The sequence below is a fragment of the Leptolyngbya sp. AS-A5 genome, from assembly GCF_039962495.1.
GTDB lineage: Bacteria > Cyanobacteriota > Cyanobacteriia > Leptolyngbyales > Leptolyngbyaceae > Leptolyngbya.
In genome coordinates, this window is record NZ_JAMPLL010000005.1 from 15,236 (window position 1) to 38,884 (window position 23,649).

The following is a 23,649-nucleotide window of genomic DNA, read 5'->3' on the forward strand; positions in this document are numbered from 1 at the left end:
TGAGTTGGGGAGGGTTGTATTCCCCAACTCACAGTACAGTCTGAAAAGCAATCCTCCCTCGATTCTGGGTGGAGGCTGAACGGCTTACAGCAACCATTTAGAGATTTGAGATCATACAGTGGCGGCTCTGGCGACGATTCCACGATCGAACACCAGTCCATCTGTGCCAATCCCTTCGATCTGGAGACGATCGGGATAAACTTCGATCGCGCTGAATCCATAGCGAGACACAGCGTACTCTGTCGTCTTCGAGCGTCCAACGCGGCGTAAATGTGCGCCACCAATTCCGGTCACTAAATAGGTTGTGCCGTCGATCGAGGTCGATCTCTCGTAATGATGTTCATGTCCATTGATATAAAGCTGGACTTGATGTTTCTTGAATAGCGGGGCGAACCTCTGAATCATGACTGGATCGGTGCCGTACACGCCCGACGAATAAATCGGATGATGCCCATAAACAACTTTCCAGGGTGCAGAACTGCGCCCCAACTCAGCATCGAGCCAAGCAATCTGGTCTTTCCAATCGGCGTTACCGTTAGTATCGAGCACAAAGAACTGGACATCTTTTTCGCGGTAAGTATAGTAACGTCCGTTCATGTTGAACCCGGCATAACGAACTTGCGGATCGCCGTTTTCGGTACGGATGTCATGATTTCCCAAGCAGGCGCGGAAGCGGACATTTTGCTTCAGGAGCGGGGCGTAAGGTTGCTCAAAGGCAACGCCAATCCGCTCCATTTCGCCACTGTCGTAAATGTTGTCGCCTGCTAGAGTGACCAGCGAATAGGGATTTTTGCGGTGATAGGCTGCCATCGCATCTGCTGAGGCAAACTGGTTGCGATCGCCTGCCCCTGAATCTGCTATGGCAACAAAGCGCAGCATCAGTTCATTAGCAGAGGGCTTGGGCGGCTCAGCCACGGTTTGAGCCATGCCAGAAGACGGTTCAGGGGAACGACTCAAGGTTTTTCCGGCAACCACAAGACCGAGGCTACCTAATCCTCCTAAAACCAGAAGTTGACGACGCTTTAGACTCATATCGGCTAGTTCTAAACAACAGTGCGATCGACAGATGATAGATTGAAAGTTCAACTGGTTTTCACTCTACCGGACGCTAACGGATTTCATTTGTCGAGGAGATCACATCCATGTCACACCCAGATGCAAATTCCCCTACAAACTCACTGACAGAATCCCAGTCCAGTTTGCCACACTCTCAAGCCACCGCCCGCAAGATCCTGACGACGCTGAAAACGAGAACGATCGGGACACTCCGATCAACGAGCCGGATTCTAGAGAGCGCTGCCGATCGCGTCGAAGCGGCTAACGAACTCAATCCGCTACTGGTGAAAATTGCGACGGGCTTGACGATCGCGGCAGAACGATTCTTGCCTGTTTGGAGAAAATTGCTGACTGTGATTCGCGATCGTCTGCCTGCAACTCTGACCGGAAAATTGGGCGATCGAGCGTTGAGCGGCATTGTCGCAGGGGCGATCGTCGTTTTATTTTGGTTCACGTCTTCGCTCTTTGCCTCGAAACCTCCACAACCCGTTCAAGTTGCCAGTCGCCCACCTGTGACGGTTCCAGTTCAACCGACTCAATTCCCGACCAATCTCACTACTCCCGAAGCGGCTCCTGAGATTGTTTCGACTCCAGTAGAGGTGATTGAACCTGCTGAAGTCCCAGTTATCGCTGCAGTCCCAGTTATAGAGGAGGTTGAGCCTGCTGAAGTCTCTGTTGCCGAGGCTCCGGTAGAACCTTCGACAATTGAACCGATCTCTGAACCAGCCCCTGAACTATTTGTTCCTGAACCAATTGTCGAAGAACCAATGGTCGAAGCAGCATCCCAGCCTGAATCAGTCGCAGAACCGATTTCAACTTCTCCAGAACCAGAACTCACCCCAGAACAAAAACAAGTTGCCGCAATTCAATCTCAAATCATGGAAATTAGCGATCGGTTCATTGGGGGTTTGGTAATGGGAGTTGAACCGCAAATCGATCGCGCCCAGATCAAGGTGCGCGTCTCCGAAGATTGGTATCGCTTTAGTGCAGAGCAGCAGGATCAATTTGCCAACGAACTCTGGGCACGATCCCAGACCTTCGACTTGCCTAGACTTGAAATTACTGATGCTCAAGGATCTCTACTAGCGCGTCCTCCGATCGTCGGCGAAACAATGATCATCCTCAAACGCAAAGCTGCGCTCTCTTAGCTCTCTTAAATGTCATACTCATTTGATTGATGAACGTTGATTGGTGAACGTTGCACAGAATCGATCATGGCGGAATTGTTGGTAGCGACGCGATCGATCACATCTCTACAGTCATGCTATTTTTCAATCAACAAAAACTAAGAATAGATCTGGGAGGCGGGTAAACTCTTAGACAATCGCTTTATCAATCTCTTTATCAAATCTAAGGTGCTGGGGTGATGGCAAAACAGCAACCCTTCCCCTGTGAGCAAGTCTCGCCAGAGGACTGGGAAAAAACACCAGAGTCTGTCAAGCTCTTAGTCGAGTCTCTGATTGCAGGCGCAACCGTATCCGGAGACGAACCTCGTCTAATTCAGTTTCTAGATGCTACGCCGATCGGGATTACTGTGCATAATTCCGTTGGGAAAGTCGTCTATATCAATCAGGCTGGACGCTCATTGCTAGGGGTGCATTACGCAGCCCAAGTGCATTCCGAACGACTCTCTGAAACATTTCAACTGTATCAGCAAGGAACTCAGCAGCTTTACCCAGTGGATGCTTTACCCAATCATCGCGCCTTAAAGGGCGAAGTCGTTTGGGTGGATGACATAGAAATTCACCATGCTGACCGTGTAATTCCTCTGGAAGTTTGGGCGACACCAATGCTGGATCAGCAGGGACAGGTGAGGTACGCGATCGCAACGTTTCAAGATATCAGCGAGAGAAAGCGCAGTGAGGCTGAACGCAAACGCCGCGAACTAGAGCAGCAGGTCGTGGAAAATACGCTGTTAGTTAGTGAATACCGCTACCGCCAGTTAGTACAGGCGCAAACAGACTTAATTTTACGATCGCTGCCAGATACCACGATTACCTTTGCCAATGATGCGCTCTGTCATGCGCTAGGTCGTACTCTAGATCAAATTGTTGGGACAAAGTGGAGTAGCTTTGTTCCCCAACATGACTTAGAAAAACTTCATTGCAAGATTGCTACGCTTAGCCCAAATCATCCGATCTTTGAAAGTATTAATCAAGACGTTCGTGCAAATGATCAAACAGGCTGGACGCAGTGGCTAGATTTGGGGATTTTTGATCAGCAGGGACAACTGATCGAAATTCAATCGGTGGGACGTGACGTTACTGCACTACAAGAAAAAATCCTCCGCGAACAGGCATTAAATCGAGTATTTCAGGCAATCCGTAACTCGTTAGACTTAGACACCATTTTTGCGACTGCCACTAAAGAAACGGCTCTGCTGTTGAAAAATCTCGATTGCTTTGTGGTGCAGTACCTACCAGAGCAAGAAATTTGGAAGTATGTTGCGGAATTTCATCATGATCCGAGCGCCCCAGCCATGATCGGGTTAGAAATTGCCGATGCGGGAAATCCGTTTGCAGAGCAACTCAAGCAATTGCAGCAAGTCCGAGTTGAAGATACATCCTGTCTGGAGGACGCGATTAACCAGGAAAATGTTCGATGTTTGCCCGGAGCACGGTTACTGATTCCCCTGGTGATTGACGGAAGAATTTGGGGTAGTTTTACGATCGCGACAACCCAACAATCCCTCGTCTGGCAAGACGATCAGCTTGAACTCGCTCAGTCCGTTGCAAACCAGCTAGAAGTTGCAATTCAGCAAGCCAATCTTTATCAGCAGGTACAACAGGAACTAGAAGAGCGCCGCCGCATAGAAACTGCACTTCGGGAAAGTGAAAGCCGATTTCAAAAGATGGCAGACAATGTGCCTGGAATTCTCTATGGTTATCGCCTCCGACCCGATGGTTCTGATCAATTCACTTACATTAGTTCTGGTTTTCGCGATGTCTATGGCTTTGAATTTGATGCAGCACTGCAAGATCCAACGGTTGTGTGGGGATTAACGCATCCTGATGATGCAGAACAACTGCATGCTTCTGTTGCAGTGTCTTACGAAAGCCTGCAAACTTGGCAATGTCAATATCGCGTGATTACTCCTGCGGGAACATTGAAATGGTTACAGGGAGTTGCACGCCCCACTCGACAATCCAATGGCGACGTGCTTTGGGATGGGTTGATTGTTGATATTAGCGATCGCAAATTGGCGGAAGAGGCATTGCGAGAGAGCGAAACCCGCTATCGGTTATTAGCCGAGAATATGAACGATTTGGTTTGTCTTCACGACTTGCAGGGAAGATACTGCTATGTCAGTCCGTCTTGCGAAGGGCTTCTAGGGTATCGATATGACGAAATGTTGGGAAAAGATCCTTATTCATTTTTTCATCCTGACGATCGCGATTACATCCACAAACAAGCTCACATACCGGCAGTGTATGGAAAACCGCTGCCCGTGACCTATCGAATTCGTCAGAAATCGGGTCACTACATCTGGTTTGAGACGTTGACAAAGCCGATTGTGAACGCGAAAGGGGAAATTGTTCAGCTCCAGACCACCTCTCGCGATGTCACAGAGCGTATTCAAGTTCAAAGTCAGCTCAAACATGATGCTTTACATGATGCACTAACGGGATTACCCAATCGCCATTTGTTAATAGAGCGGTTAGAACTTGCGATCAATCGAGCGGGATGTTTACAGGATCATTGCTTTGCTGTGCTATTTCTGGATCTCGATCGCTTCAAGGTGATTAACGATAGCTTGGGGCATTTGGCAGGCGACCAATTGCTAATTGCGATCGCCCAAAAATTGCAAACAACAGTCCGCTGCATTGATCTAGTCGCTCGATTAGGGGGGGATGAATTTGTCATCTTGCTCGATGAGATTCAGGACATGCAAGAAGCGATTCACGTCGCCGAGCGAATCTTCTTCACGCTACAGACTCCGCTCTTGATTGAAGAACGAGAGGTCTATACCTCAGCTAGCATCGGTATTGTGCTAGGCACGAAAGCGTATGCTGAAGCTTCTGACCTATTGCGTGATGCTGATATTGCGATGTATCGGGCAAAAACCAATGGCAAGGGACGGTATGAAATCTTTAATGCTTCAATGCTTGCGTGTGCATTGAAGCATCTGGATTTAGAAAACGACCTGCGCCGAGCGATCGACAATCAAGAATTTGTGCTGCACTATCAGCCGATTGTTGCGCTGGACACAGGCTGTTTGATTGGATTTGAAGCGCTGATTCGCTGGCAGCATCCGACTCAGGGCTTGAAACTCCCTGGAGAATTCATTGCAGTTGCGGAAGAAACAGGACTGATTACCCGGCTAGACTATTGGGCACTTCGGACAGCTTGTGATCAGCTTGCTAGATGGCAGTCAACTTTTCCTGAAGTTTCTGGAATGAAGATGAGCGTAAATCTTTCAGCTCTGGATTTACGCCGATCGGATCTGCTCGAAGAGATCGATCGTGTTCTTGCTCAAACACGGCTGCAAGGCGATTCTCTGACCTTAGAGATTACTGAAAGTATGTTGATTGAGGATACTGAGTCTACCATTCAGTTGCTCGACCAGATTAAAGAACGAGGGATTCAAATTAGTATTGATGATTTCGGCACAGGGTACTCATCGTTAAGCTACCTCCATCGTTTACCAATTGATAATCTCAAGGTCGATCGCTGCTTTGTGCATCAGATTCAGTCCGGCAAACGCGATCGTCAAATTGTTGAAACAATTGTGGCTTTGAGCAATCAGTTGGAACTGAACACGATCGCGGAAGGCATCGAAACCCAGCAGCAACTCGAAAGACTCCGAGAGCTGGGCTACAAATTTGGTCAAGGACGATTATTCTCAAAAGCCTTAAGCCAAGAAGCGATCACCACGCTCTTATCAAGCCAGCGCTTCTATAGAGCCGATCTAGCATAGGTGTGATACCGAATCAATTTGTTGATACGACAGATCCTTCGCCCCCTAAATCCCCCATACTGGGGGACTTTGAGAATCCGAAACAGATTTGGCTTGAAGTCCCCCACTCGTGGGGGATTTGGGGGGCTTCCAAGATCTGTAGCACTCAAAAATCAATTTGGTATGAGAGGATGTCAAAGCCAAATGAGCAAAAAAAAACAAGGAGCAAGACCACGCCTTACTCCTCGCTTCTGGAAAAATTAAACTCTAATTCACCACTTCTGCAAGCTCTACCACTTGTCCAGAGTAGTCTTTTACCAAAAAATTCAGCGGTCTTTCGCGACGAATTTTGTGCTTAATGCCGCGAGCTTGAACGCGCAACAGAATTTGATCGAGACAATTGCGATCGAAACACACATGCCGCTGACGATCTTTCTCGCCCAGGGTCGCGCCCGAGATCACATGAAGCTGTGTATTTTTCTTCAACTGATACCACAGTCCATCATTGCCATTGCCACGCGCAGTTGTGCTACCCATCGAACCCGATAAATACATCGGATTAATCCCTGCCGTTCCCAGCGACTGTTCGTAGTTGTAGTAATAGTGCAACGGAACCTCAGCCACCGCCAGTTTCAACATTCCGCCATAAAAATCGCGGGCACTTTCAAGATCGGAAACCATGACCGTGTGAACTTTGGGTGCGCTCGTCAGGAAAAGCCACATTGCAACGGCATATGCACCGAGCAACATGATCATGATGCCTTGAGTAGAAAACAAGCTATCCATAGATTTAATGACTAGAGCAACGGGCTGCCGAAAACGTTCCATTCATTCTATCAATACCAAAGCGGAGGCATCCGCAAGCTTTAGAAAAACACAGCGTTTTTCAGATAAACGACCAAAAAAAATGCGCCGTTTTCGCCATTGCCTGTATATAGTAGTTAACTCGACTCAGGCAGGATCTATGAAAGCCGTCACGATTCCAACTTTTCCAGAGGCAAATCATTCGATCGTTAAAGCGCTGTTTCATCACAGCGATCAAGAATTGCTGACGCTGTTTCAGCGCTACCCGGATTCAGGGCAGTTTTTTACGGCGCTATTTTGTCGCTATAGTCCGCTGGTGTATTCGCTGATTACACGATCAGCGCGATCGCCCGTTCAAGCAGAATACTTGCTGGCCCTCATCTGGCGGCACGTCTTTCATGAACTGGCTGGAGTCGATTTACGCGCTTTTAGTCAAGGTGCAACGTTTCAAACTTGGCTCTTAGCCGTGACTGCATCGGGCATTAATGAAGCAGAGCTACCCGCAGTCGAAGAAATCCATTACGACATTCGCGCTTGCTCTCCGCCGTTTTGGTGTTATCTCGATCGGTCACTAGAACAGATGTCGCCTGCACTGCGATTAATGGTCGTCATGGCGCAAACGTTTCACTGGAGCGAAACCCGAATTGCGGCATATTTGCAGGCAGAAGGCGAAGAAGTTAACCCCGAAGAAGTGAAAGCGCGATTGCAGGAAGGCTACCAAGCGTTAGAAAAACTTTTACCCGACGATATTAGAACGATTTATCTAGGTGGGAATGCTAGAGAGCAAGAGTCAGTTTCCGAGTCGGCGGCTGATTCGCTCGATCAAAGCCTAGAAGAACTCGAATTTTTCTAATGTTGAATCTCAACCTCGTTTGCTCACTTGCGCTCAATTTGCTGATTAGCGGAGCGTTCATTGCGCCCAGTTTTGCCTCAGACTTGACTCGCCAACTGAATCCTGCGTTCGGTACTCAAGGCACAGTCCGACAAACCGCCGATCGCTTGGTTCAGTCCGGTATTCAGGCGCAGCAAGCCGGAACACTAGAGCAGGCGATCTCCAACTGGCGGCAAGCGATCGAGCTTTATCACCAAGCGGGTGAAGTGCCGTCGCAGGGGCGCGTTTACGATCTGCTAGGCATGACCTACATCAGTTTAGGACGGCTGGATGAAGCGGAGAATGCGTTTCGGCGCAGCTTAGCAACGGCACGAGACGAGGGCAACACCATTCGTCAGATTCACGGCTATAACAACGTGGGGCAAGTGATTCTGCGGCGCGGACAAACCCGCGAGGCGGCACGATCGTTTGCAGAAGGGTTGAGACTGGCGCAGACCATTAAACATCGGCCCGGACAAGGCTTATCGCTGAGCAATCTGGGATTAGCAACTTACGCTCAAGGAAATTATCGCGGCGCGATCGCCTTGCTTGAGCAAGCACGAGGATTCCGCGATCAGGCGAAAGATCCGATCGGAGCCGCGAACACGCTGAATCATTTAGGTGAAGCTTATTTGGCGATCGGCGATGCGCGATCTGCATTCAGCGCTCACGATCGAGCCATGACCCTAGCGCGAGAAAACGGCGATTTACCGTCTCAATTTCGAGCCTTCGACGGACTGATGCTGGCGTATCGCGGCATGGGACAAGAAACTCGCTTCGTCGAAATGCTCAATCAACGTTTAGCAATGGCATCCGAGCGCAACGACACTTGGCAAATGCTTGCTTCCCTGAAAATGATGGCGCAGCATCAGCGGCAAACAGGCAAATTATCAACAGCAGAAACCTACTATCAACAGGCATTTTCGATCGCGCAACGACTCAATGCTGCTGAAGAGCAAAAAGAATTAGGAGAGCAATTGAGACAACTGCGATCGCGTAAATTCAAATGGTAATGATCTTAAAATTCTGAACTGCCTGCAAGTAGGCAAACTGCATTAACCATCAGACCACCAATCTGCCCTCACCCCAGCCCTCTTGCGGAGCGTGGCGTTAGCCCAGTTCCGCAAGAGGGGATGAAGGTCTTCAATTCAATGACATCCACCGACTTAGACAGTCATGATGTCCTTTTCTTTCTCAGCCAAGACCTTTTCCACCTCAGCAATATATTTATCCGTCAGCTTCTGAATTTTCTCCTGCGTGTCGCGAGACTGGTCTTCAGAAACCTCCTTGTCTTTTTCCTGTTTCTTCACCGTATCCACGCCATCCCGCCGGATGTTACGGATCGAAACTTTTCCAGCTTCTGCATACTTCGCTGCCAGTTTGACCAGTTCTTTGCGTCGATCGCTGGTCAGCGGTGGAATATTCAACCGAATCGATGAGCCATCATTATTCGGCGTTAAACCGATGTCTGAGAGCGAAATCGCCTTCTCGATCGCGCTCATGCTGCTGCGATCGTAGGGCTGAATTTGAATCGTGGTTGAATCCGGGGTGGAAATATTTGCCAACTGTCTGAGCGGTGTTTCTGCACCGTAATACTCGACGGTAATTTTGTCGAGCAGACTCGCATTGGCGCGACCTGTCCGGATCGTATTGAAATCGCGGCGAACAGCCTCGATCGCCTTTTTCATGTGGTCTTCAACGTCAGCAAACTTCACAAAAACCTCCGACAATGGTTCCGATAGATTCTCCTGTGACTGCCCGCTTAATATTTCCGCGCACAGACAAGTCAAATACGATAATGGGGATATCGTTATCTTTACACAATGCGATCGCGGTGCTGTCCATGACCTGCAAATCCTGCGTTAAAACGTGCGAGTAGGTTAAACTCTGGTATCGTTTGGCAGCGGGATTTTTAACCGGATCAGAGTCGTAGACTCCATCTACTTTTGTCGCTTTAAACAGCACTTCTGCGTTGATTTCGGCGGCTCTCAGGGCGGCGGTGGTGTCTGTTGTGAAGAACGGATTGCCGGAACCCGCCCCAAAAACGACGACTCTTCCTTTTTCCAAATGCCGGATGGCGCGGCGACGGATATACGGTTCCGCTACTTCTTGCATTGCGATCGCGGTTTGGACTCGTGTTTGAATGCCGATCTGCTCTAGCGCATCTTGCAGCGTCATGGCGTTCATGACCGTGGCGATCATGCCGATATAGTCAGCGGTGGCGCGTTCCATGCCTGCGGCTGCACCCTTCATTCCTCGAAAAATATTTCCGCCGCCGACGACGATCGCGACTTGAATTCCTTCCTGCACCAATTCTGCCACTTCTTCGGCAATGCCATGAACGACGGCAGGATCAATCCCGTAGGAAAGCTCTCCCATTAGAGCTTCACCGCTAAGTTTCAGCAAAATCCGCCGATACGTGACTCCCATGTATTTTTTTGTCGATAGTTGTTCCAACTAAAGATAGCAGTTGATCGGAATTTTGTGACCCTATTTGGCGATCGCGTCGCAATTTTTGACACGCTAAACTGAGGCAAAAACTAGATTGTTCAGGTGATGGCTCAAACTCTAGCAATTCCAGATCAGAGTGGCTGATGCAATGTGTTGCAAATTCTACAGTGCTTGAAAGTTTTATGAAATTGTTGAAAACTCAAGAATATATTTTGCTGTGAGTTCGGGTTTTTCCAGGTGGGGAACGTGACCGCACTGCTCGATCCAGATGAGTTTGCTGTTGACGATCGCGCTTTCAAACCGAGTTGCGTCTTTCGTGCCTAAAATTTGATCTGAGTCGCCCCAAAGAATCAAGGTTGGACAAGTAATTTGAGAGATTTTATTGCTCAAGAAGTTATAGCCGCCGCTCTTTGTAAAGGCAATTAAGGCTTCATTCCAGCGTGAAAGCTTCAAGTGCAGAGCAGCACAAAGTTCGGCATCTGCGGTGACAAAGGCTGGATCATAATAAGCCTTCAGACTGACGCTGCGCCGCACATTTGGTCGTCTGAGAAATTCGGTGGCAAGATAGCCGAGCGGAGGAATGAGGAATTTACCGACTGCAGGCCCTGCCGCAAATCCTGCACTGTCCAGTAGAACTAATTTCGCAACCGCATCGGGATAAGTCAGAGCAAAATCGATCGCTGCCGCCCCGCCCATTGATGCACCCACTAAAATCACAGGCTGATCAATCTTCGCTTTCCAAAAATCATAAAGATGCGTTTTGATGGCTTCTGGGCTGAAGGGCAGATTGATGGGGCGATCGGTAAACCCAAATCCGAGTAGATCAACTATCCAAGTGTCATGATACTCTGCAAGCTGCGGTAACAATCGACGAAATTCAAAGACTGAGCTATCGAAGCCATGAAGTAAAAGAATCGGAGTACCACCCGCGCCTTGATGCACGTATGCAGTTTCGATCGGTTCGGGACTGATTGAAGTGGGAATGGGCGATCGACGAATTTGACGAGCGAGCGCGATCGAGGTCTCTTCAGTGAGTTGAGCGACTTCGGGCGGTAGAAAGCTTTCAAACATTATCAATACAAGAGGTGCAGCTTCTACATCATTGTAAAACGATGTTTGCGCTTACCTTGCAACACTGAATCAGCTTCTTCTCAGGATTTTCCGCAGAGATTAGGCGACAGCAAGTAGTTTTACTGAGAAAATTGCGACGTTTGTGGCGAATGTCGTAACGTTTGCGATGAATGTTGTAATGTTCGTGGCGAATGCTGCGGTTTTCACCAAGAACGGCTTAACGATCGTAATGACAAGTTAAACCGATACGATGACAAGCAAAGCAGATACGGCGACAAGCTGAACGAATGCAACGACAAGCAGAGCGGATACGGTTCTAGCTGCGAATGAAGTCGAATCGGGTTATTTATTCGGGAATTTGCATTTAACCTCAATTTCAAAGTTACCTTCGCTCGTTGCTTCAGCCAGAAAAGGAATGCCCGTTTTACCACCAATTTTTAAGCCAAACTTTAAGTTAACTTCCTCGATGTGTTCTGTGCTGAAGTTTTTGAAGGCACCGATCGCATAACGAGTATAAGCCTGGATGGCTTGATGCACTTCCACCATTTCAACCATGACCGCTTGAAGATCAATGCCGTAGCTTTCACGATCGGAATCTTCGGAGGGAGGGAGAATATCAGCGTCATCATCTTTGACCGCAACATAGATGGTGTAAGTTTCGCCGTTTTCTTCTCGGATTTGCAGGGGTTGAATTTCTGACATCAAAGTTCTCCGAATTAGACTAGGCGATTAAGTTTCATTAGAAAGTATAAAATATACGCAGTTTGTTTCTCCGGTTTTATGGCGCGGTATGCACTCGTAATCGGCATCGATAGCAATCAGGCTCCGCTGAAATCGTTGAGTAAGACCAGAGGAGATGCAGAAGCGATCGCGCAAGTATTACAGCGTGATGGCGGGTTTGAAGTGCAGCGACTTGTGGGGCAAGTTAAGCGTCGAGATTTGGAACAGGCAATTGAACGATTGCTAGAGCAGGCACAGAAGCAAGAAGCGCTGATTTATTACACGGGGCACGCATTTCCATTGAAGAAGGGATTTGGGAAGACGGAGGCGTTCCTTGCTACTTCAAATTGCACCGTGAGTGTCGATCGAGAGCAGGCAGTGACCCAGCAGGCAGAGGGATTGTCGCTCAATGATTTGAATGCGGTGCTAGGAGAGGCGGATCTGGGGAATTTGGTCTTGCTGCTAGATTGCTGTCACAGTGGATATTTGTTAGAGAAAGAGCTTTTAGCGCAGACCTTTAACAGTTTCTCGAAAAAAGATTATTTGGCGATTACGGCTTGTCGCAGTTTTGAGCAGGCTTATGCGAAGCGATCGGATCAGCATAGTTTGTTTACGGGAGCAGTGTTGGCAGGGTTGAGTCGAGACAATGCTGACCCGAAGACGCAGGCGGTGACGGGTGATCGCTTGTTTTCGTTTGTCTATGAGCAATTGAAGGGGACAGGACAAGAAGCGGTGCGGCTGAGTGTGGGTCGCCCGATCGAAGTGGTGCGGTTTCAGGTCGAGCCTGTCACGCCTCAACCGATTGATGAAACGAATCCGTATCAGGGATTGTTGGCGTTTACAGCAGAGACGGCAAAGTTTTTCTTTGGGCGCGATCGCGTGGTGCAAGATTTGGTGGCGGCGTTGTCGAGATCGAACTTTGTGCCGCTGATCGGGGCGAGTGGGAGCGGGAAATCTTCGGTGGTAAGGGCGGGATTGATGCCTCGGTTGGAAGAGTTGGGCTGGCGGGTGTTGGAGCCGATCAAGCCAGGAACGGAACCGTTAGAGACCTTACGATCGCAGATTTCTAGTTTGTATGTGGGCGATGTGATTGCCCCTCCGGTTGCGGATGCTTATCCTCGAATTCCAGGAGATGAGCCGATCTTGCTCGTTGTCGATCAATTTGAGGAGATTTTTACGCTGTGTCGCAATCCCGCTGAACAGGCAAAATTTATCGATTTGTTGTTAAATCTACCAGAATCGGGACGAATCAAAGCTGTGATCACAATGAGAGCAGACTTTTTCGAGGCTTGCTTGGCATATCCAGCACTGACACAGGCAATCCAGACCAATCAAGTCTTACTGAGCAGAATGGCAGAAGCGGAGTTGGAAGCAGCGATCGTCAATCCCGCAAAAATTCAGGGAATGTCTCTGCAACCCAAACTATTGACGAAGATTTTGCAGGATGTGGAAGCAGAAGAGAACTGTCTGCCATTGTTGGAATTTGCTTTACAGCAGTTGTGGGAGCAGCGATCGGGGACAGAATTAACGTTTGATGCCTACCGAAAATTGGGTGGCGTGACCGGGGCGCTCAATGCTCATGCCGAAGAGATCTACAAACAATTAGCAGCCCGGAAGCAGGAAAACTGGGCAAAACGAGTGCTGTTGCGGTTGGTGCGGACGGGAGAAGGAACGAAAGATACTCGTCAGAGACAAGCCAAAATCGACCTGTTAGCGATGGGAAAGGATGCGGGGGAGAAAGAAGCGATCTCATTAGTGATTACTGCGCTAGTCGATGGGCGTTTGTTGGTGAGCGATCGGATTGATGGGCAAGATGTGATTGATTTGAGCCATGAGGCTTTGATGCTTTCTTGGAAGCGGTTTGTCGGGTGGCGGGAGAGCGATCGGAAGACGCGACGGCTAGTCGATAAAATCGAGGATGCTAAGCGGGAATGGCAGACGCATCGAAAACGGCAATATCTGCTCGATGGGCGACTGCTGAAGGATGCTAAACGATTGCTGAAGGATAAGCCAGAAGCGGTGTTGGGAGCAAAGGCGTTTATTCAGAAGAGTTTGCGGTGGCGACGATCGCAGTTAGCTGGATTATTGCTGGTTCCAACTATGGTTTTAGGAATTCCAGCCGAGTCTTTTTGGCGAGAGGAGACGGTGAAGCGGGATTACGATCGAATTGAGCGTCTTACAGATGGCAATCTAGGGGAAAGAGCAGCAGTTAACAATCTTGCTGGAGGATGTTGGGCAGAAAGAGAACATAATCAAATGTTTCCGTATTTTAGAGAGCGGATCTTTGGGAATTGTCGATCGCTCCGACAAGCAAAGCTAGCAAAAGCCAACCTTATGGATGCGAATTTGAGCGGTGCTGACCTTGAGCGTGCGAATTTGAGCGGTGCTGACATTGAGTATGCGAATTTGAGCGGTGCTTACCTTATGAATGCGAATTTGAGCGGTGCAAATTTGAGCGCGAATTTGAGCGGTGCTTACCTTATGAATGCGAATTTGAGCGGTGCGAGTTTGAGTACGGATTTGAGCGGTGCGAATTTAAGCGGTGCGAGTTTGAGTGCGAGTTTGAACGGTGCAAATTTGCGCAGTGCGAATTTAAGCGGTGCGAGTTTGAGTGTGAATTTGAACGGTGCTGACTTTCACGGTGCGAATTTGCGCGGTGCTTTTCTTAGGAGAACGGTGCTGACCGATGCGGATTTGCGGGCGAAGTTGAGTGGTGCTAATTTTAGCAGTGCGAATTTGCGCGGTGCTAACTTTCACGGTGCGAATTTGCGCGGTGCGCGTTTTACTTGTTTTAAATATAGACTCATAGACCCCTCAAATTCACGGACATTTCGTGAGTGTCCTAATTTGGAAGATATCAAGTGGAACAGTCAGACAATCTGGCAGGGCATCAAAGGCTGGGAAAACGTCGCGAACATTCCATTTGCGCTGAAAAAGCAATTAAAACTTAAAAACGTAAAATGAGCAGCACATCGAATCGATTAGAAATTCTTCTTTCTTCCACACAGCAAAGCAGAGATGCAACAATAGCACGATCAATCGTGCTATTGTTGCATCCTAAAGTATGTGATCGCTCAAAACTTCACAGAACCGATTCGCGATCGACTCAATGCAGACGGCAATCAAACCTCTGTATACTCAAGCTAGAACTTCTCAAACAGAGTGAGATTTCGAGCAATGTCTGAAATTCTAACTTGGGAGCAAATGACCCAAAGATTTCAAGGAGAGTGGCTGCTCATCGTAGAAGCCGAACTTGATGAACAGATGGGAATCATTCAAGGTCAGGTCTTAGCCCATTCTTCAAATCAAGACGACATATACAACGCACTTCCACTGAGAGAAGGACGCTCAGCCTCGATCGAATACGTTGGCGAAATGCCAGAAGGTCTTGCATTTATCCTATGAGTTCACGAGTCATCTACCCACTTCAGCTTCTCGAAGCAAAACTTCGTCAACGCGATCGCTCAGAGGCTCTGTACAATATGCTGGAACAATAATGCTCGTATCCAAATAGCTCAAAATCGCTCCTCTTGCCGCATCTCAATCACAGTTTGATGTCCACTCCTAACTGAGAGCCTAGCTCGACGTTGGCGCAATTGCTCCACCCACTGTGATCGCGATTGATTCAGCGAAACAGAAGAGTCTTCAGGCTCCGACTCATAAGAAAGATTTGGCAGAATTGATTTCAAATATTGGAGTGTCTGCTCTATGGCACGATCGGGCGCTGTCTCTAGAATTTTGAGAAGTTCATCTCTAATCGGCGACATTACTCTCCCCTCTGAGGTCTGCATCAGCTTGGCTTAATCTTATCTCATCTGATAGAGGAGCAAGACTCGATCGCTGTCTAAGATGGTTCGGCTAGATCGACAAATTGCTTCAAATCGTAAGTTAATCACGGAAAAATCACGATGAAATATCGCAAGTTAGGAAACAGTGATCTCAACGCTTCAGAGATTATTTTAGGCTCTTGGTTAACTTACAGTGGTGGTGTAGAACGACAACAAGCTGAGGCCTGCATTCATCAAGCATTCGATGTGGGGATTAACTTCATCGATACCGCGAATGTCTATGGACGGGGTGCAGCAGAATCACTATTAGGGGAAGTATTGCAGGGTATTGATCGCGCTTCCTACATTCTGGCAACGAAGGTTTACTTTCCGATGTCCGATGTCGATCGAGGCTTATCTGCCGCCCAAATTCGCAAACAGATTGATGCTTCCCTTCAACGACTCAAAACCGATTACGTCGATCTGTATCAATGTCATCGCTATGATACGAACACGCCGTTAGAGGAAACAATGGAAGCTTTAACGGAAGTCGTTCGGCAAGGAAAAGCTCGGTATATTGGCTTTAGTGAGTGGAATCCATCGCAAATTCAAGCCGCTTTGAACCTTCCGAATGTTGAGAAGTTTGTGTCGAGTCAACCTCAGTATTCGATGTTATGGCGCAAACCTGAAGCTGAAGTGTTTCCGTTGTGCGCGGCGAATGGGATTGGTCAGATCGTTTGGTCTCCGCTGGCTCAAGGAGTGCTTACAGGCAAGTACAAACCGGGTGAAGCCATTCCTCAAGATTCGCGCGCGGCAAACGACAAGATGAACGGATTTATGAACGATTTGCTCGACGATCGTGTGTTAACCGCAGTGCAGAACTTAAAGCCGATCGCACAACAGTTAAACATTTCAATGGCACAGCTTGCTTTAGCTTGGGTATTGCGGGATCAGCGCGTGACCAGTGCAATTATTGGTGCGAGTCGTCCAGAGCAGGTGGTTGATAATGCGGCGGCGGTTGATGTGAACTTGACAGATGATGTGCTGAAAGAGATCGATCGGATTCTTGAACCAGCCTTACCTTCTACAGCCGCTCGATAGTTATTCGAGTCCGTGGCTTTTTCCAATCACCCAATGTCGCTTGAAGAATCGCGCCAGGCTAGATTCTTCAAGCGAGAGATAAATCGGGCGACCATGCGGACAGGTGCGTGGATTTCGGGTTTTCTGCCAGCGATCGATCAAACTCTGCATCTGGTCGATCGACAACGACACCCCATTGCGAATGGCACTCCGACAGGCAACTGCCACTTGAGCCGCCTGCAAATCTCCGCCTAAGCTAAGTTCGATCAATGCGGCGGCACAGTCTTCGCGTTGAGTTAATAGTTCAGGAGCCGATCGTACTGCCCAAAGTTGCTCTCCGAATGGATCAACTTCAATGCCAATGCGCTGTAATTGTTCGACTTGCGACAGGGAGAGTTGATTCAGCACGATCGCAGGCTCAAGCGGAATTAGTTGCCAGCGATCGCTAATCTCTTCAAACAGAATGCGCTCATGAGCAATGTGTTGTTCAATCAACCACATTCCTGAAGAATGCTCTGCCAGAATGTAGCGATTGTGAACTTGAGTCAGTGCTTTTAGTGGAAATAGCGTAGAAGGTTCAGCAGGAATCTCACGCGAGACATGATAACCTGCATCCGATTCAGCAGCTTTGATCAGTTGGCTAACTTGTGAGGTGTAAAGACTATCGGGAACGGTTTCAGGATTGATCCGGAGGGCTTGAGCGATCGCAGCTTTAATCCGCTCTTTCCAATCATCAAGATTGTGTAAGTAAACTTCGGCTTTAGCAGGGTGGCGATTCCAGTCGATGTGTTCGGGATTGAGTTGCAGATGAACAAGACAGATTGGATGTCGATCGCGGGGTAATGTTCTACGAAATGCGCCTAAGATAGTTTGTTCTAGTTCTGGAAATTGCACAAATCGACCATTAATCGCCACTCTGACCCAATCGGGGCGATATCGATGTGTGCGATCGGGCAATCCTAGCACTAAAGAAATTGCAGTTGATCGAAGCTCGGTTAAATCATCAATTCGCACATCTTTCAACAGTTGCGGTAACAAGTCTTTTGCAGAACGACCGCCCCAAAGATTGAACCATAGTCGATCGTTCTGATAGACCTGCCAAGTAATGTGTGGATGAGCTAAAGCAATTTGATAAATCGTTTGTTGAACAGCTTTTAATTGTTGTGAGGTAGAAGGTAATCCTTCGCGTCTAGCTTCCCAGGTTTCAAATAAGCGATCGACAATCACAATCGTTCCGGGTGCGATCGCGACCGATTCGACTTGATCGACTTCTCCTTCAGTTGTGTAAGTTACCCGCCAACCTGCATCATCCGCAGTCCGACTCAGAATTTCTAACTTTGAGAGTTGAGCCAGACTATGCAAAGCTTCCCCCCGAAATCCTAAGCTTTGAATGTGCCACAGATCGGCGCGATCGCGAATTTTGCTGGTACTATGTGGCTGTGCAGCTTGGCGCAAATTCTCTAAGCTCATTCCTGCACCATTGTCCACGACTCGCACGCGCCATTGGTCAGCCCAAACGGAAACGGTAATGCGTGTGGCTCCGGCATCAATGGCATTCTCGACGAGTTCGCGCACGACTGCGGCAAGAGAATCGATCACTTCTCCGGCAGCAATGAGGTGAACAACTTCGATCGGTAGTGGTTGAATCTGATGTCCCATTTCTTCAGTTTACAAAAATGAAGTCGGGCTTGAAGTCGTAAGTCTCGTGAGCGAGTTAAAAATACTCGTGGTCGAGTTTCAAACACTGGCTATTGAGTTAAAAATACTCGTCATCGAGTTCTGAATACTCGTCATTGAGTTCTAGATACTCGCGAGTGAGTTCTGAATACTCGTCATCGAGTTCTAGATACTCGCGAGTGAGTTCTGAATACTCGCCATTGAGTTCTGAATATTCGCGACTGATACCAAATTGATCTTTAATCGCTACAGATCTTGCAAGCCCCCTAAATCCTCCACGAGTGGGGGACTTCAAGCCAAAGAAGGATTGTGAATTCCCAAAGTCCCCCAGAATGGGGGATTTAGGGGGCGAAGGATCTGTAGCATTAACAAATTGATTGGGATTGGGTATGAGTTAAAAATACTCGCTGTTGAGTCACAGAACTTCTGTAATTTCTTTGAACAATCCGTGTTGGAGTACGATCGCGCTGTATCAATAAGACAAGTCCCTCCAATTGTCGGTTGAATTCTTATGGTTTTCGCTCCTGTCTTGATTCTGACCACAGAAGCGCTGAAGAAATTGACAACATTGGTTCTCGATACGGCTTGGAAACAGAGCGGACAAGCGATCGATAAACAACTCCAAAAGCAGAATGGAAGCCTCTATTCAAGCTAAGAAATTACGATTCGATGTACTTTACGCTTTTGAGGAGCGATGTAAACAAGCCTGGTACGATGCTCTTAATTTTGATCTTAAATGGCTTAACCTGTCCGCAGAAGAAATCGATTCATCAACAACTATCTCTATGCCAATCAACTGATGATTCGCTGCAAAGAAGCCGCCTTGCGAGTGTCGCCGCAGGTGTGGAACGCGATCGAATCCCGAATGCTCACCGTTCAGGATGAATAGTGCGATCGTCTGCTTCAAGACTTGCCAAACTTGTATAAGTAACTTGCTGATAAAAGCGCGATCGCGCATGACAACCGAAATCGTATTTCTCATCGAAGATGCACCCGAAGGAGGCTATACTGCCCGTGCATTAGGCGAATCGATCTTTACGGAAGCCGATGATGTCGATCGCCTACGTGAAGAGATCCGCGATGCTGTCCGATGTCACTTCCCAGACGAGCAAGACCGCCCAAAATTAATTCGCCTACATTTCGTGCGAGATGAGGTCATTGCTTCGTGAAACTGCCTCGCGACCTCTCTGGCTTAGAACTTGCCAAGCTGCTTGAACAGTTCGACGACACTATCGATCATCAAACTGGTAGCCATACACGGTTAACCACAGAGTGAAATGGAGAGCATCATATTACAGTTCCTGCCCACAATCTGCTTAAAGTCGGAACCCTTTCTGCAATTTTGAGAGATGTCGCCGCTCATTTAGGCTTAAGCTGTGACGAATTGATCACTTACCTATTTCAAAAATGATTTGAATGCACTTGCTACTTAAACAAAGGCGGTTCGCGAGACCCAAAGGCAACGAATCCCGAATGCTCACCGTAGAGCGATAATGCAACTACGTAAAGCACGATCGCTGCATTTGTCCTTTGAATAGGTTTCTAATTCTGTAACTGCTCCTCTGATCTTCTTACCTCTCCGCCAGAATTAGGACACTCGGATCACTCTGATCGCACCCTCTCAATCTAGGACAAATGCAATGAAAACCCTACTGCAACGATACTCAGCAGTTCTCTTAGCAGGAACAGTTTTATTTAGTGCAGCCTTACCTCAAGCTTCAATCAGCGCTAAAACTCCAGCACAGATTCAAGCAACCGCAGACAAAGAGACTGCAAATTCTTCTGATGAACTGCCTGCTGCGGTAGCGCGACGAGTCAAGCGTGAGATCGCCAGAACCTTTAGAATCCCAGCTTCACAACTGAAGATTTCAGCCGCACAAGCCCGCACCTGGAATGGCTGTTTTGGATTGCCTGCAGCCAACGCCTTTTGTACTATGATTGCGCTTCCCGGTCGGCAAGTCATCGTCACAGGACAACAACGCAGTTGGGTCTACCACACGAATCAAAATGGCTCCCAACTGCGACTGAATCAGACCGCAAGCCTAACAAACCCGTCACCAAGGCTTCAGCTAGGCTTCACCACCCCAGAAGATGGGACAAGCAACCCTGAAGAACCGATCGTGTTCCAATCTGTCTCCGAGGGAGGCATTGCCAACATCACCACGATTACAAAGCTCAACTCCGAAGGCATTGTGACTCGGCAAACGATCGCCCCGAACATTCGATCAACTCCGGTTATCGTTAAGCGATTGACTCGTGAACAGGTGAACAACTTTCTAGAGCAAGTGCGCCAACAGCGATTCGAGCACCTGAATCGACTGCGTTATTTTTCCGATCGTGGAGCCGATTTTGACACAATCAAGCTCACTGACGGCAATACAGAGATCGAGTATGCAAACCCATTGCACAATGAGTTACCTGCTCAACTAAAAGAAGTGATTGAACTCTGGCAGAAACTTTTACAGGCTTAGCAACTCTTGCCAACGGTTAGCGAAGTTGAAAGCAGTCTTCGAGCTATCCAAGAGTTATGTCATCTCTAATTTATTGACGCATTCGCTCGATCGCAAATCGCACCGATCGCAAAAGCTGCTGAATGGTAATCTCATCTTTGCTGAGGTAGTCCTGCACACCCGCCCGGATCGATGCGATTGCCAAATCGTCGTCACGTACCCCAGTAATGACGACGATAGGAATATCGGGGACTGCTCGGCGAAATTTGACAACGGTTTCTAGACCGCACGAATCGGGAAGCCGCAGATCCAGCAAAATCACGTCAAAATTTTTTCCGGTTTGGGAGTAATATTCTTTGCAGATGGCGATCGCTTCGTCCAGCCGTTCAACCTGTGCGAGCTTCCAATCATTTCTCCCCGCCCGAAGAAACGTGCGGCGAATGAGAACTGCATCATCAGGGTTGTTCTCAACTAGCAGAATATGAATCGGAATAGCGGTTGAATTAAGAGAACCGGGAGAAGCAACCATATCCAAACTTTCCCTATTAGCTCCTTGGGGTGGCTAAATTCATAATTTAGTTAAAAGTCATGAATATCCTACCAAACTTGGGTCGAAAGGATTCGTTACAAAAAATTCCTCTCGAAAACTTCAAAAAGAGCGCTCTTGTCTAGGGTTGGAAGTGCAAAAATGAAGAAGTCTGTCTACTCATCTTGAAATCTTATGCCTCCTCGCTGGTCTCGCGTTCCCGATCGCAAAGATGCTGATTATCGTCAACTCGACGATCGTATGACCTTTGCAACCCATGTTGCTTTATTTGCTGCGACTAATTCGGGAATTTGGTTTTTCCGAACGCTTCAGCAGGCAGATTGGGATTGGTCAATTTGGGTTACAAGCGGCTGGTTTGCCGCATTGGTAGCTCATGCGATTTATGTTTTTGCGATCGCGGACTATTCTGATACACCGATTCCTGCAACTTCTAAAGCAACCGGATTTAAACCGAAAGAAAAACCATCAAAATCAACCAAGAGGTAGGAGATTTCGGCCTCTTTAACCTAGTACGGTTAAAGAATTGAACCCGATTATAAACATATGGCTACCTCTAGTACCTCAGAAACGATCGAGGCATTAGCTGCCGAGATTGGTGAATCTGTCTATATTGATGTCGCAAAATGGCATCTTTATCTCAACGATGCTCATTTACATACCCTTTTAGCGGAGCGGCTTTTCCCCCTGATTTCTGGTGGAAAGGCAATTCAAGAAGATGAAGTCCTCAAGATCGTTCAAAACATCCCGGTAAAGTTAGGCGGTGGGAAGCGAGAAGTTCCGCTGCTCGATTTGCTGCCGATGCAGTGTCAGGTGAATTTGATCGATACTCTGGAGGAGTTCCAGCGCAATTTGTAGATGGGATACGACTCTGCATTCAACCTCTGCATTCGACAACGTAGAGATAGTTCGCTGAGCTGGCTTTACAAGAGATATACGATCGCCCGATGAGTGGCAAATCGAATTCGGGCGATCGTCATTTTTAGAAGATTTTGCAAACGACTAAGCCAAATCAAACACTAGGATTTCGGCATCCTCTTGTCCGATTAGCTCTAACGTCGGTTCCGCTGCGATCGCTACTGCGTCTCCATCCGTTAGAACTTCGCCGTTCACGATCGCAGATCCCCGCGCAATTTGCACCCAAAGATGGCGATCAGGCGCGACTGGATGTGTCAATTTCTCACCGTTGCTTAAGACCGCTGCGTACAAATTTAGATCTTGATGCACGGTTACAGAACCATTCCGCCCATCGCGTGAGGCAATTAGTCGCAGTTGTCCGCGCTTTTCTTCAGGAGGATAGAACTTTTGCTCATATCCAGGGGCCAAGCCCGATCGCTCCGGTAACACCCAGATTTGCAGAAGATGAACCGGATCGGTTTTAGAAGCATTGTATTCGCTGTGAGTTACTCCTGTTCCAGCCGTCATGCGCTGCACTTCACCCGGACGAATGACCTCGCGATTCCCCATGCTGTCCTGGTGTTCTAATGCACCTCCCAGCACATAGGTAATAATTTCCATATCTCGGTGAGAATGTGGAGCAAAGCCACCCCCTCCTGCAACGCGGTCTTCATTAATCACCCGCAGTTTGCGAAATCCCATGTGGGATGGATCGTAATAGTTCGCAAATGAGAAAGTGTGGTAGGAATCCAGCCAGCCATGATTGACGTGTCCACGATCGTTCGATTTGCGAAGCGTCAGCATAGAGACCTCTAAGATTTATTTTACCTAAATTGTTTGGATCCAAACTGTATGAATTTAGGATAACACACAGATTGTTTGAGTGCAAACAGTCGAGTTAGAATCGCCCTGGAAGCTTTACCCCAAATCTCTGAATGCTCGCTACAGCATCTCTTCCATCAAAAATCCCTCAACTGCCTGAGTCGAGGGATACCGTCGTGAACTTATTCATAAGCTAATGCGAACAGTTGTCGAGCGACGCTACAGACGAAGCTTCATACAAGCCTAAACATCCGCAGCGCCTTCAGCGACCCGATTCTCGCCTTGATCACCTTCAGACTCATCGCGGTTGCCATCAAATCGTCTGCCCCGATTGCCAAAACGTCCCGTATTCGTGCGCTTACGAAATTTACGTGCGTATGCTTGGTTACGCAGAGCTTTTTCTTTCTTCTGGTTGCGGCGTTTAGCCATTGTTTACCCCTTACTTTGTCACAGTCTTTGCTGAATTTAGACACAGTTGACGATTATATTCCATAACTGAGAAGTTTTGCCAGTCTTTTGCTGTAATCAAATCGTTAACGGAA

General features: G+C 48.1%; 25 protein-coding genes and 1 pseudogene. 13 read left to right on the forward strand and 13 right to left on the reverse strand.

Annotated elements, in window-relative coordinates:
- Positions 1-111: 111 nt before the first annotated feature.
- Positions 112-1,032, reverse strand: a complete 921-nt coding sequence (locus NC980_RS08335; protein WP_190375393.1) for a metallophosphoesterase — start codon at positions 1,030-1,032, stop codon at positions 112-114.
- Positions 1,033-1,142: 110 nt separating this feature from the next.
- Between NC980_RS08335 and NC980_RS08340 the strand changes: the two genes are divergently transcribed.
- Positions 1,143-2,204 carry a hypothetical protein gene (locus tag NC980_RS08340; protein WP_190375394.1) on the forward strand — a complete coding sequence of 354 codons (1,062 nt, stop codon included), beginning with the start codon at positions 1,143-1,145 and terminating at the stop codon, positions 2,202-2,204.
- A 218-nt stretch (positions 2,205-2,422) separates the two neighbouring features.
- Entirely contained in the window at positions 2,423-5,974 is a 3,552-nt protein-coding gene (locus tag NC980_RS08345; protein WP_190375395.1) for an EAL domain-containing protein, read from the forward strand.
- A 246-nt stretch (positions 5,975-6,220) separates the two neighbouring features.
- On the opposite strand, the gene NC980_RS08350 is transcribed toward NC980_RS08345, so the two are convergent.
- A complete protein-coding gene (locus NC980_RS08350; RefSeq protein WP_242026540.1) occupies positions 6,221-6,781 on the reverse strand; it encodes a glyoxalase-like domain protein in 561 nt (186 codons plus the stop codon).
- Positions 6,782-6,917: 136 nt separating this feature from the next.
- On the opposite strand from NC980_RS08350, the gene NC980_RS08355 reads away from it, so the two are divergent.
- Both NC980_RS08355 and NC980_RS08360 read left to right on the forward strand, forming a co-directional pair.
- Complete coding sequence (locus NC980_RS08355; protein ID WP_190375396.1) at positions 6,918-7,610, forward strand: sigma-70 family RNA polymerase sigma factor; 693 nt, start codon at positions 6,918-6,920, stop codon at positions 7,608-7,610.
- Positions 7,610-8,641 (forward strand): tetratricopeptide repeat protein, encoded by a 1,032-nt coding sequence (locus NC980_RS08360; RefSeq protein ID WP_190375397.1) that lies wholly within the window; start codon positions 7,610-7,612, stop codon positions 8,639-8,641. The genes NC980_RS08355 and NC980_RS08360 overlap by 1 nt, the downstream gene beginning before the upstream one ends.
- A 153-nt stretch (positions 8,642-8,794) precedes the next feature.
- On the opposite strand, the gene frr is transcribed toward NC980_RS08360, so the two are convergent.
- From frr to NC980_RS08380, 4 genes are all read right to left on the reverse strand, one after another.
- Positions 8,795-9,343 (reverse strand): ribosome recycling factor, encoded by a 549-nt coding sequence (frr, locus tag NC980_RS08365; protein WP_190375398.1) that lies wholly within the window; start codon positions 9,341-9,343, stop codon positions 8,795-8,797.
- A complete protein-coding gene (pyrH, locus tag NC980_RS08370) occupies positions 9,330-10,058 on the reverse strand; it encodes a UMP kinase (protein WP_190375399.1) in 729 nt (242 codons plus the stop codon). Before pyrH ends, frr begins: the two co-directional genes overlap by 14 nt.
- A 201-nt stretch (positions 10,059-10,259) precedes the next feature.
- Positions 10,260-11,150, reverse strand: coding sequence for an alpha/beta fold hydrolase (locus tag NC980_RS08375; protein WP_190375400.1), 891 nt, complete (start codon positions 11,148-11,150; stop codon positions 10,260-10,262).
- A gap of 342 nt (positions 11,151-11,492) precedes the next feature.
- Positions 11,493-11,852 carry a CU044_2847 family protein gene (locus tag NC980_RS08380; protein WP_190375401.1) on the reverse strand — a complete coding sequence of 120 codons (360 nt, stop codon included), beginning with the start codon at positions 11,850-11,852 and terminating at the stop codon, positions 11,493-11,495.
- 78 nt (positions 11,853-11,930) lie between these two features.
- Between NC980_RS08380 and NC980_RS08385 the strand changes: the two genes are divergently transcribed.
- Together NC980_RS08385 and NC980_RS08390 are read left to right on the forward strand one after the other, a co-directional pair.
- Positions 11,931-14,834 carry a pentapeptide repeat-containing protein gene (locus NC980_RS08385; protein ID WP_190375402.1) on the forward strand — a complete coding sequence of 968 codons (2,904 nt, stop codon included), beginning with the start codon at positions 11,931-11,933 and terminating at the stop codon, positions 14,832-14,834.
- A gap of 213 nt (positions 14,835-15,047) precedes the next feature.
- Positions 15,048-15,275 carry a hypothetical protein gene (locus tag NC980_RS08390; protein ID WP_190375403.1) on the forward strand — a complete coding sequence of 76 codons (228 nt, stop codon included), beginning with the start codon at positions 15,048-15,050 and terminating at the stop codon, positions 15,273-15,275.
- Between the two features lie 110 nt (positions 15,276-15,385).
- Here the strand turns inward: NC980_RS08390 and NC980_RS08395 are convergent, their stop codons facing one another.
- On the reverse strand, positions 15,386-15,637 hold the full coding sequence (locus NC980_RS08395; RefSeq protein WP_190375404.1) for a hypothetical protein: 252 nt from the start codon (positions 15,635-15,637) through the stop codon (positions 15,386-15,388).
- Between the two features lie 141 nt (positions 15,638-15,778).
- On the opposite strand from NC980_RS08395, the gene NC980_RS08400 reads away from it, so the two are divergent.
- Positions 15,779-16,738: an aldo/keto reductase family protein gene (locus NC980_RS08400; protein ID WP_190375405.1), complete on the forward strand. Its 960-nt coding sequence runs from the start codon at positions 15,779-15,781 to the stop codon at positions 16,736-16,738.
- Here NC980_RS08400 and mutL read toward each other — a convergent pair whose 3' ends face one another.
- Together mutL and NC980_RS08410 are read right to left on the reverse strand one after the other, a co-directional pair.
- Entirely contained in the window at positions 16,739-18,376 is a 1,638-nt protein-coding gene (gene mutL / locus NC980_RS08405) for a DNA mismatch repair endonuclease MutL (protein WP_190375406.1), read from the reverse strand.
- 97 nt (positions 18,377-18,473) lie between these two features.
- Positions 18,474-18,689 carry a hypothetical protein gene (locus tag NC980_RS08410; protein ID WP_190375407.1) on the reverse strand — a complete coding sequence of 72 codons (216 nt, stop codon included), beginning with the start codon at positions 18,687-18,689 and terminating at the stop codon, positions 18,474-18,476.
- 216 nt (positions 18,690-18,905) lie between these two features.
- Between NC980_RS08410 and NC980_RS08415 the strand changes: the two genes are divergently transcribed.
- Positions 18,906-19,049 carry a hypothetical protein gene (locus tag NC980_RS08415; protein ID WP_190375408.1) on the forward strand — a complete coding sequence of 48 codons (144 nt, stop codon included), beginning with the start codon at positions 18,906-18,908 and terminating at the stop codon, positions 19,047-19,049.
- A 21-nt stretch (positions 19,050-19,070) separates the two neighbouring features.
- Here the strand turns inward: NC980_RS08415 and NC980_RS08420 are convergent, their stop codons facing one another.
- A complete protein-coding gene (locus NC980_RS08420) occupies positions 19,071-19,376 on the reverse strand; it encodes a hypothetical protein (RefSeq protein WP_206753802.1) in 306 nt (101 codons plus the stop codon).
- On the opposite strand from NC980_RS08420, the gene NC980_RS08425 reads away from it, so the two are divergent.
- From NC980_RS08425 to NC980_RS08435, 3 genes and pseudogenes are all read left to right on the forward strand, one after another.
- Entirely contained in the window at positions 19,351-19,563 is a 213-nt protein-coding gene (locus NC980_RS08425; protein WP_190375409.1) for a 2-oxoisovalerate dehydrogenase, read from the forward strand. The two genes, NC980_RS08420 and NC980_RS08425, sit on opposite strands and share 26 nt — an antisense overlap.
- Positions 19,560-19,805 (forward strand): annotated as a pseudogene (locus tag NC980_RS08430) (type II toxin-antitoxin system HicA family toxin). The gene NC980_RS08425 and the pseudogene NC980_RS08430 overlap by 4 nt, the downstream one beginning before the upstream one ends.
- Positions 19,806-20,034: 229 nt before the next feature.
- Positions 20,035-20,865, forward strand: coding sequence for a hypothetical protein (locus tag NC980_RS08435; protein WP_190375410.1), 831 nt, complete (start codon positions 20,035-20,037; stop codon positions 20,863-20,865).
- Positions 20,866-20,935: 70 nt separating this feature from the next.
- Here NC980_RS08435 and NC980_RS08440 read toward each other — a convergent pair whose 3' ends face one another.
- Positions 20,936-21,373: a response regulator gene (locus NC980_RS08440; protein ID WP_190375411.1), complete on the reverse strand. Its 438-nt coding sequence runs from the start codon at positions 21,371-21,373 to the stop codon at positions 20,936-20,938.
- Positions 21,374-21,565: 192 nt separating this feature from the next.
- Between NC980_RS08440 and NC980_RS08445 the strand changes: the two genes are divergently transcribed.
- Together NC980_RS08445 and NC980_RS08450 are read left to right on the forward strand one after the other, a co-directional pair.
- Positions 21,566-21,877 (forward strand): 2TM domain-containing protein, encoded by a 312-nt coding sequence (locus NC980_RS08445; protein ID WP_190375412.1) that lies wholly within the window; start codon positions 21,566-21,568, stop codon positions 21,875-21,877.
- 57 nt (positions 21,878-21,934) lie between these two features.
- Positions 21,935-22,246, forward strand: a complete 312-nt coding sequence (locus tag NC980_RS08450) for a DUF3181 family protein (RefSeq protein ID WP_190375413.1) — start codon at positions 21,935-21,937, stop codon at positions 22,244-22,246.
- A gap of 144 nt (positions 22,247-22,390) precedes the next feature.
- Here the strand turns inward: NC980_RS08450 and NC980_RS08455 are convergent, their stop codons facing one another.
- Positions 22,391-23,089: a pirin family protein gene (locus tag NC980_RS08455; RefSeq protein ID WP_190375414.1), complete on the reverse strand. Its 699-nt coding sequence runs from the start codon at positions 23,087-23,089 to the stop codon at positions 22,391-22,393.
- 261 nt (positions 23,090-23,350) lie between these two features.
- Positions 23,351-23,536 (reverse strand): hypothetical protein, encoded by a 186-nt coding sequence (locus tag NC980_RS08460; RefSeq protein WP_190375415.1) that lies wholly within the window; start codon positions 23,534-23,536, stop codon positions 23,351-23,353.
- Positions 23,537-23,649 lie beyond the last annotated feature (113 nt).

Bases quoted from the DNA above. Each gene is read 5' to 3' on its own strand.
- NC980_RS08335 (WP_190375393.1), bottom strand. From the start codon at position 1,032: ATGAGTCTAAAGCGTCGTCAACTTCTGGTTTTAGGAGGATTAGGTAGC.
- NC980_RS08340 (WP_190375394.1), top strand. From the start codon at position 1,143: ATGTCACACCCAGATGCAAATTCCCCTACAAACTCACTGACAGAATCC.
- NC980_RS08345 (WP_190375395.1), top strand. From the start codon at position 2,423: ATGGCAAAACAGCAACCCTTCCCCTGTGAGCAAGTCTCGCCAGAGGAC.
- NC980_RS08350 (WP_242026540.1), bottom strand. From the start codon at position 6,781: ATGGAACGTTTTCGGCAGCCCGTTGCTCTAGTCATTAAATCTATGGAT.
- NC980_RS08355 (WP_190375396.1), top strand. From the start codon at position 6,918: ATGAAAGCCGTCACGATTCCAACTTTTCCAGAGGCAAATCATTCGATC.
- NC980_RS08360 (WP_190375397.1), top strand. From the start codon at position 7,610: ATGTTGAATCTCAACCTCGTTTGCTCACTTGCGCTCAATTTGCTGATT.
- pyrH (WP_190375399.1), bottom strand. From the start codon at position 10,058: ATGGGAGTCACGTATCGGCGGATTTTGCTGAAACTTAGCGGTGAAGCT.
- NC980_RS08375 (WP_190375400.1), bottom strand. From the start codon at position 11,150: ATGTTTGAAAGCTTTCTACCGCCCGAAGTCGCTCAACTCACTGAAGAG.
- NC980_RS08380 (WP_190375401.1), bottom strand. From the start codon at position 11,852: ATGTCAGAAATTCAACCCCTGCAAATCCGAGAAGAAAACGGCGAAACT.
- NC980_RS08385 (WP_190375402.1), top strand. From the start codon at position 11,931: ATGGCGCGGTATGCACTCGTAATCGGCATCGATAGCAATCAGGCTCCG.
- NC980_RS08390 (WP_190375403.1), top strand. From the start codon at position 15,048: ATGTCTGAAATTCTAACTTGGGAGCAAATGACCCAAAGATTTCAAGGA.
- NC980_RS08395 (WP_190375404.1), bottom strand. From the start codon at position 15,637: ATGTCGCCGATTAGAGATGAACTTCTCAAAATTCTAGAGACAGCGCCC.
- NC980_RS08400 (WP_190375405.1), top strand. From the start codon at position 15,779: ATGAAATATCGCAAGTTAGGAAACAGTGATCTCAACGCTTCAGAGATT.
- mutL (WP_190375406.1), bottom strand. From the start codon at position 18,376: ATGGGACATCAGATTCAACCACTACCGATCGAAGTTGTTCACCTCATT.
- NC980_RS08415 (WP_190375408.1), top strand. From the start codon at position 18,906: ATGGTTTTCGCTCCTGTCTTGATTCTGACCACAGAAGCGCTGAAGAAA.
- NC980_RS08425 (WP_190375409.1), top strand. From the start codon at position 19,351: ATGACAACCGAAATCGTATTTCTCATCGAAGATGCACCCGAAGGAGGC.
- NC980_RS08420 (WP_206753802.1), bottom strand. From the start codon at position 19,376: ATGAGAAATACGATTTCGGTTGTCATGCGCGATCGCGCTTTTATCAGC.
- NC980_RS08435 (WP_190375410.1), top strand. From the start codon at position 20,035: ATGAAAACCCTACTGCAACGATACTCAGCAGTTCTCTTAGCAGGAACA.
- NC980_RS08440 (WP_190375411.1), bottom strand. From the start codon at position 21,373: ATGGTTGCTTCTCCCGGTTCTCTTAATTCAACCGCTATTCCGATTCAT.
- NC980_RS08445 (WP_190375412.1), top strand. From the start codon at position 21,566: ATGCCTCCTCGCTGGTCTCGCGTTCCCGATCGCAAAGATGCTGATTAT.
- NC980_RS08450 (WP_190375413.1), top strand. From the start codon at position 21,935: ATGGCTACCTCTAGTACCTCAGAAACGATCGAGGCATTAGCTGCCGAG.
- NC980_RS08455 (WP_190375414.1), bottom strand. From the start codon at position 23,089: ATGCTGACGCTTCGCAAATCGAACGATCGTGGACACGTCAATCATGGC.
- NC980_RS08460 (WP_190375415.1), bottom strand. From the start codon at position 23,536: ATGGCTAAACGCCGCAACCAGAAGAAAGAAAAAGCTCTGCGTAACCAA.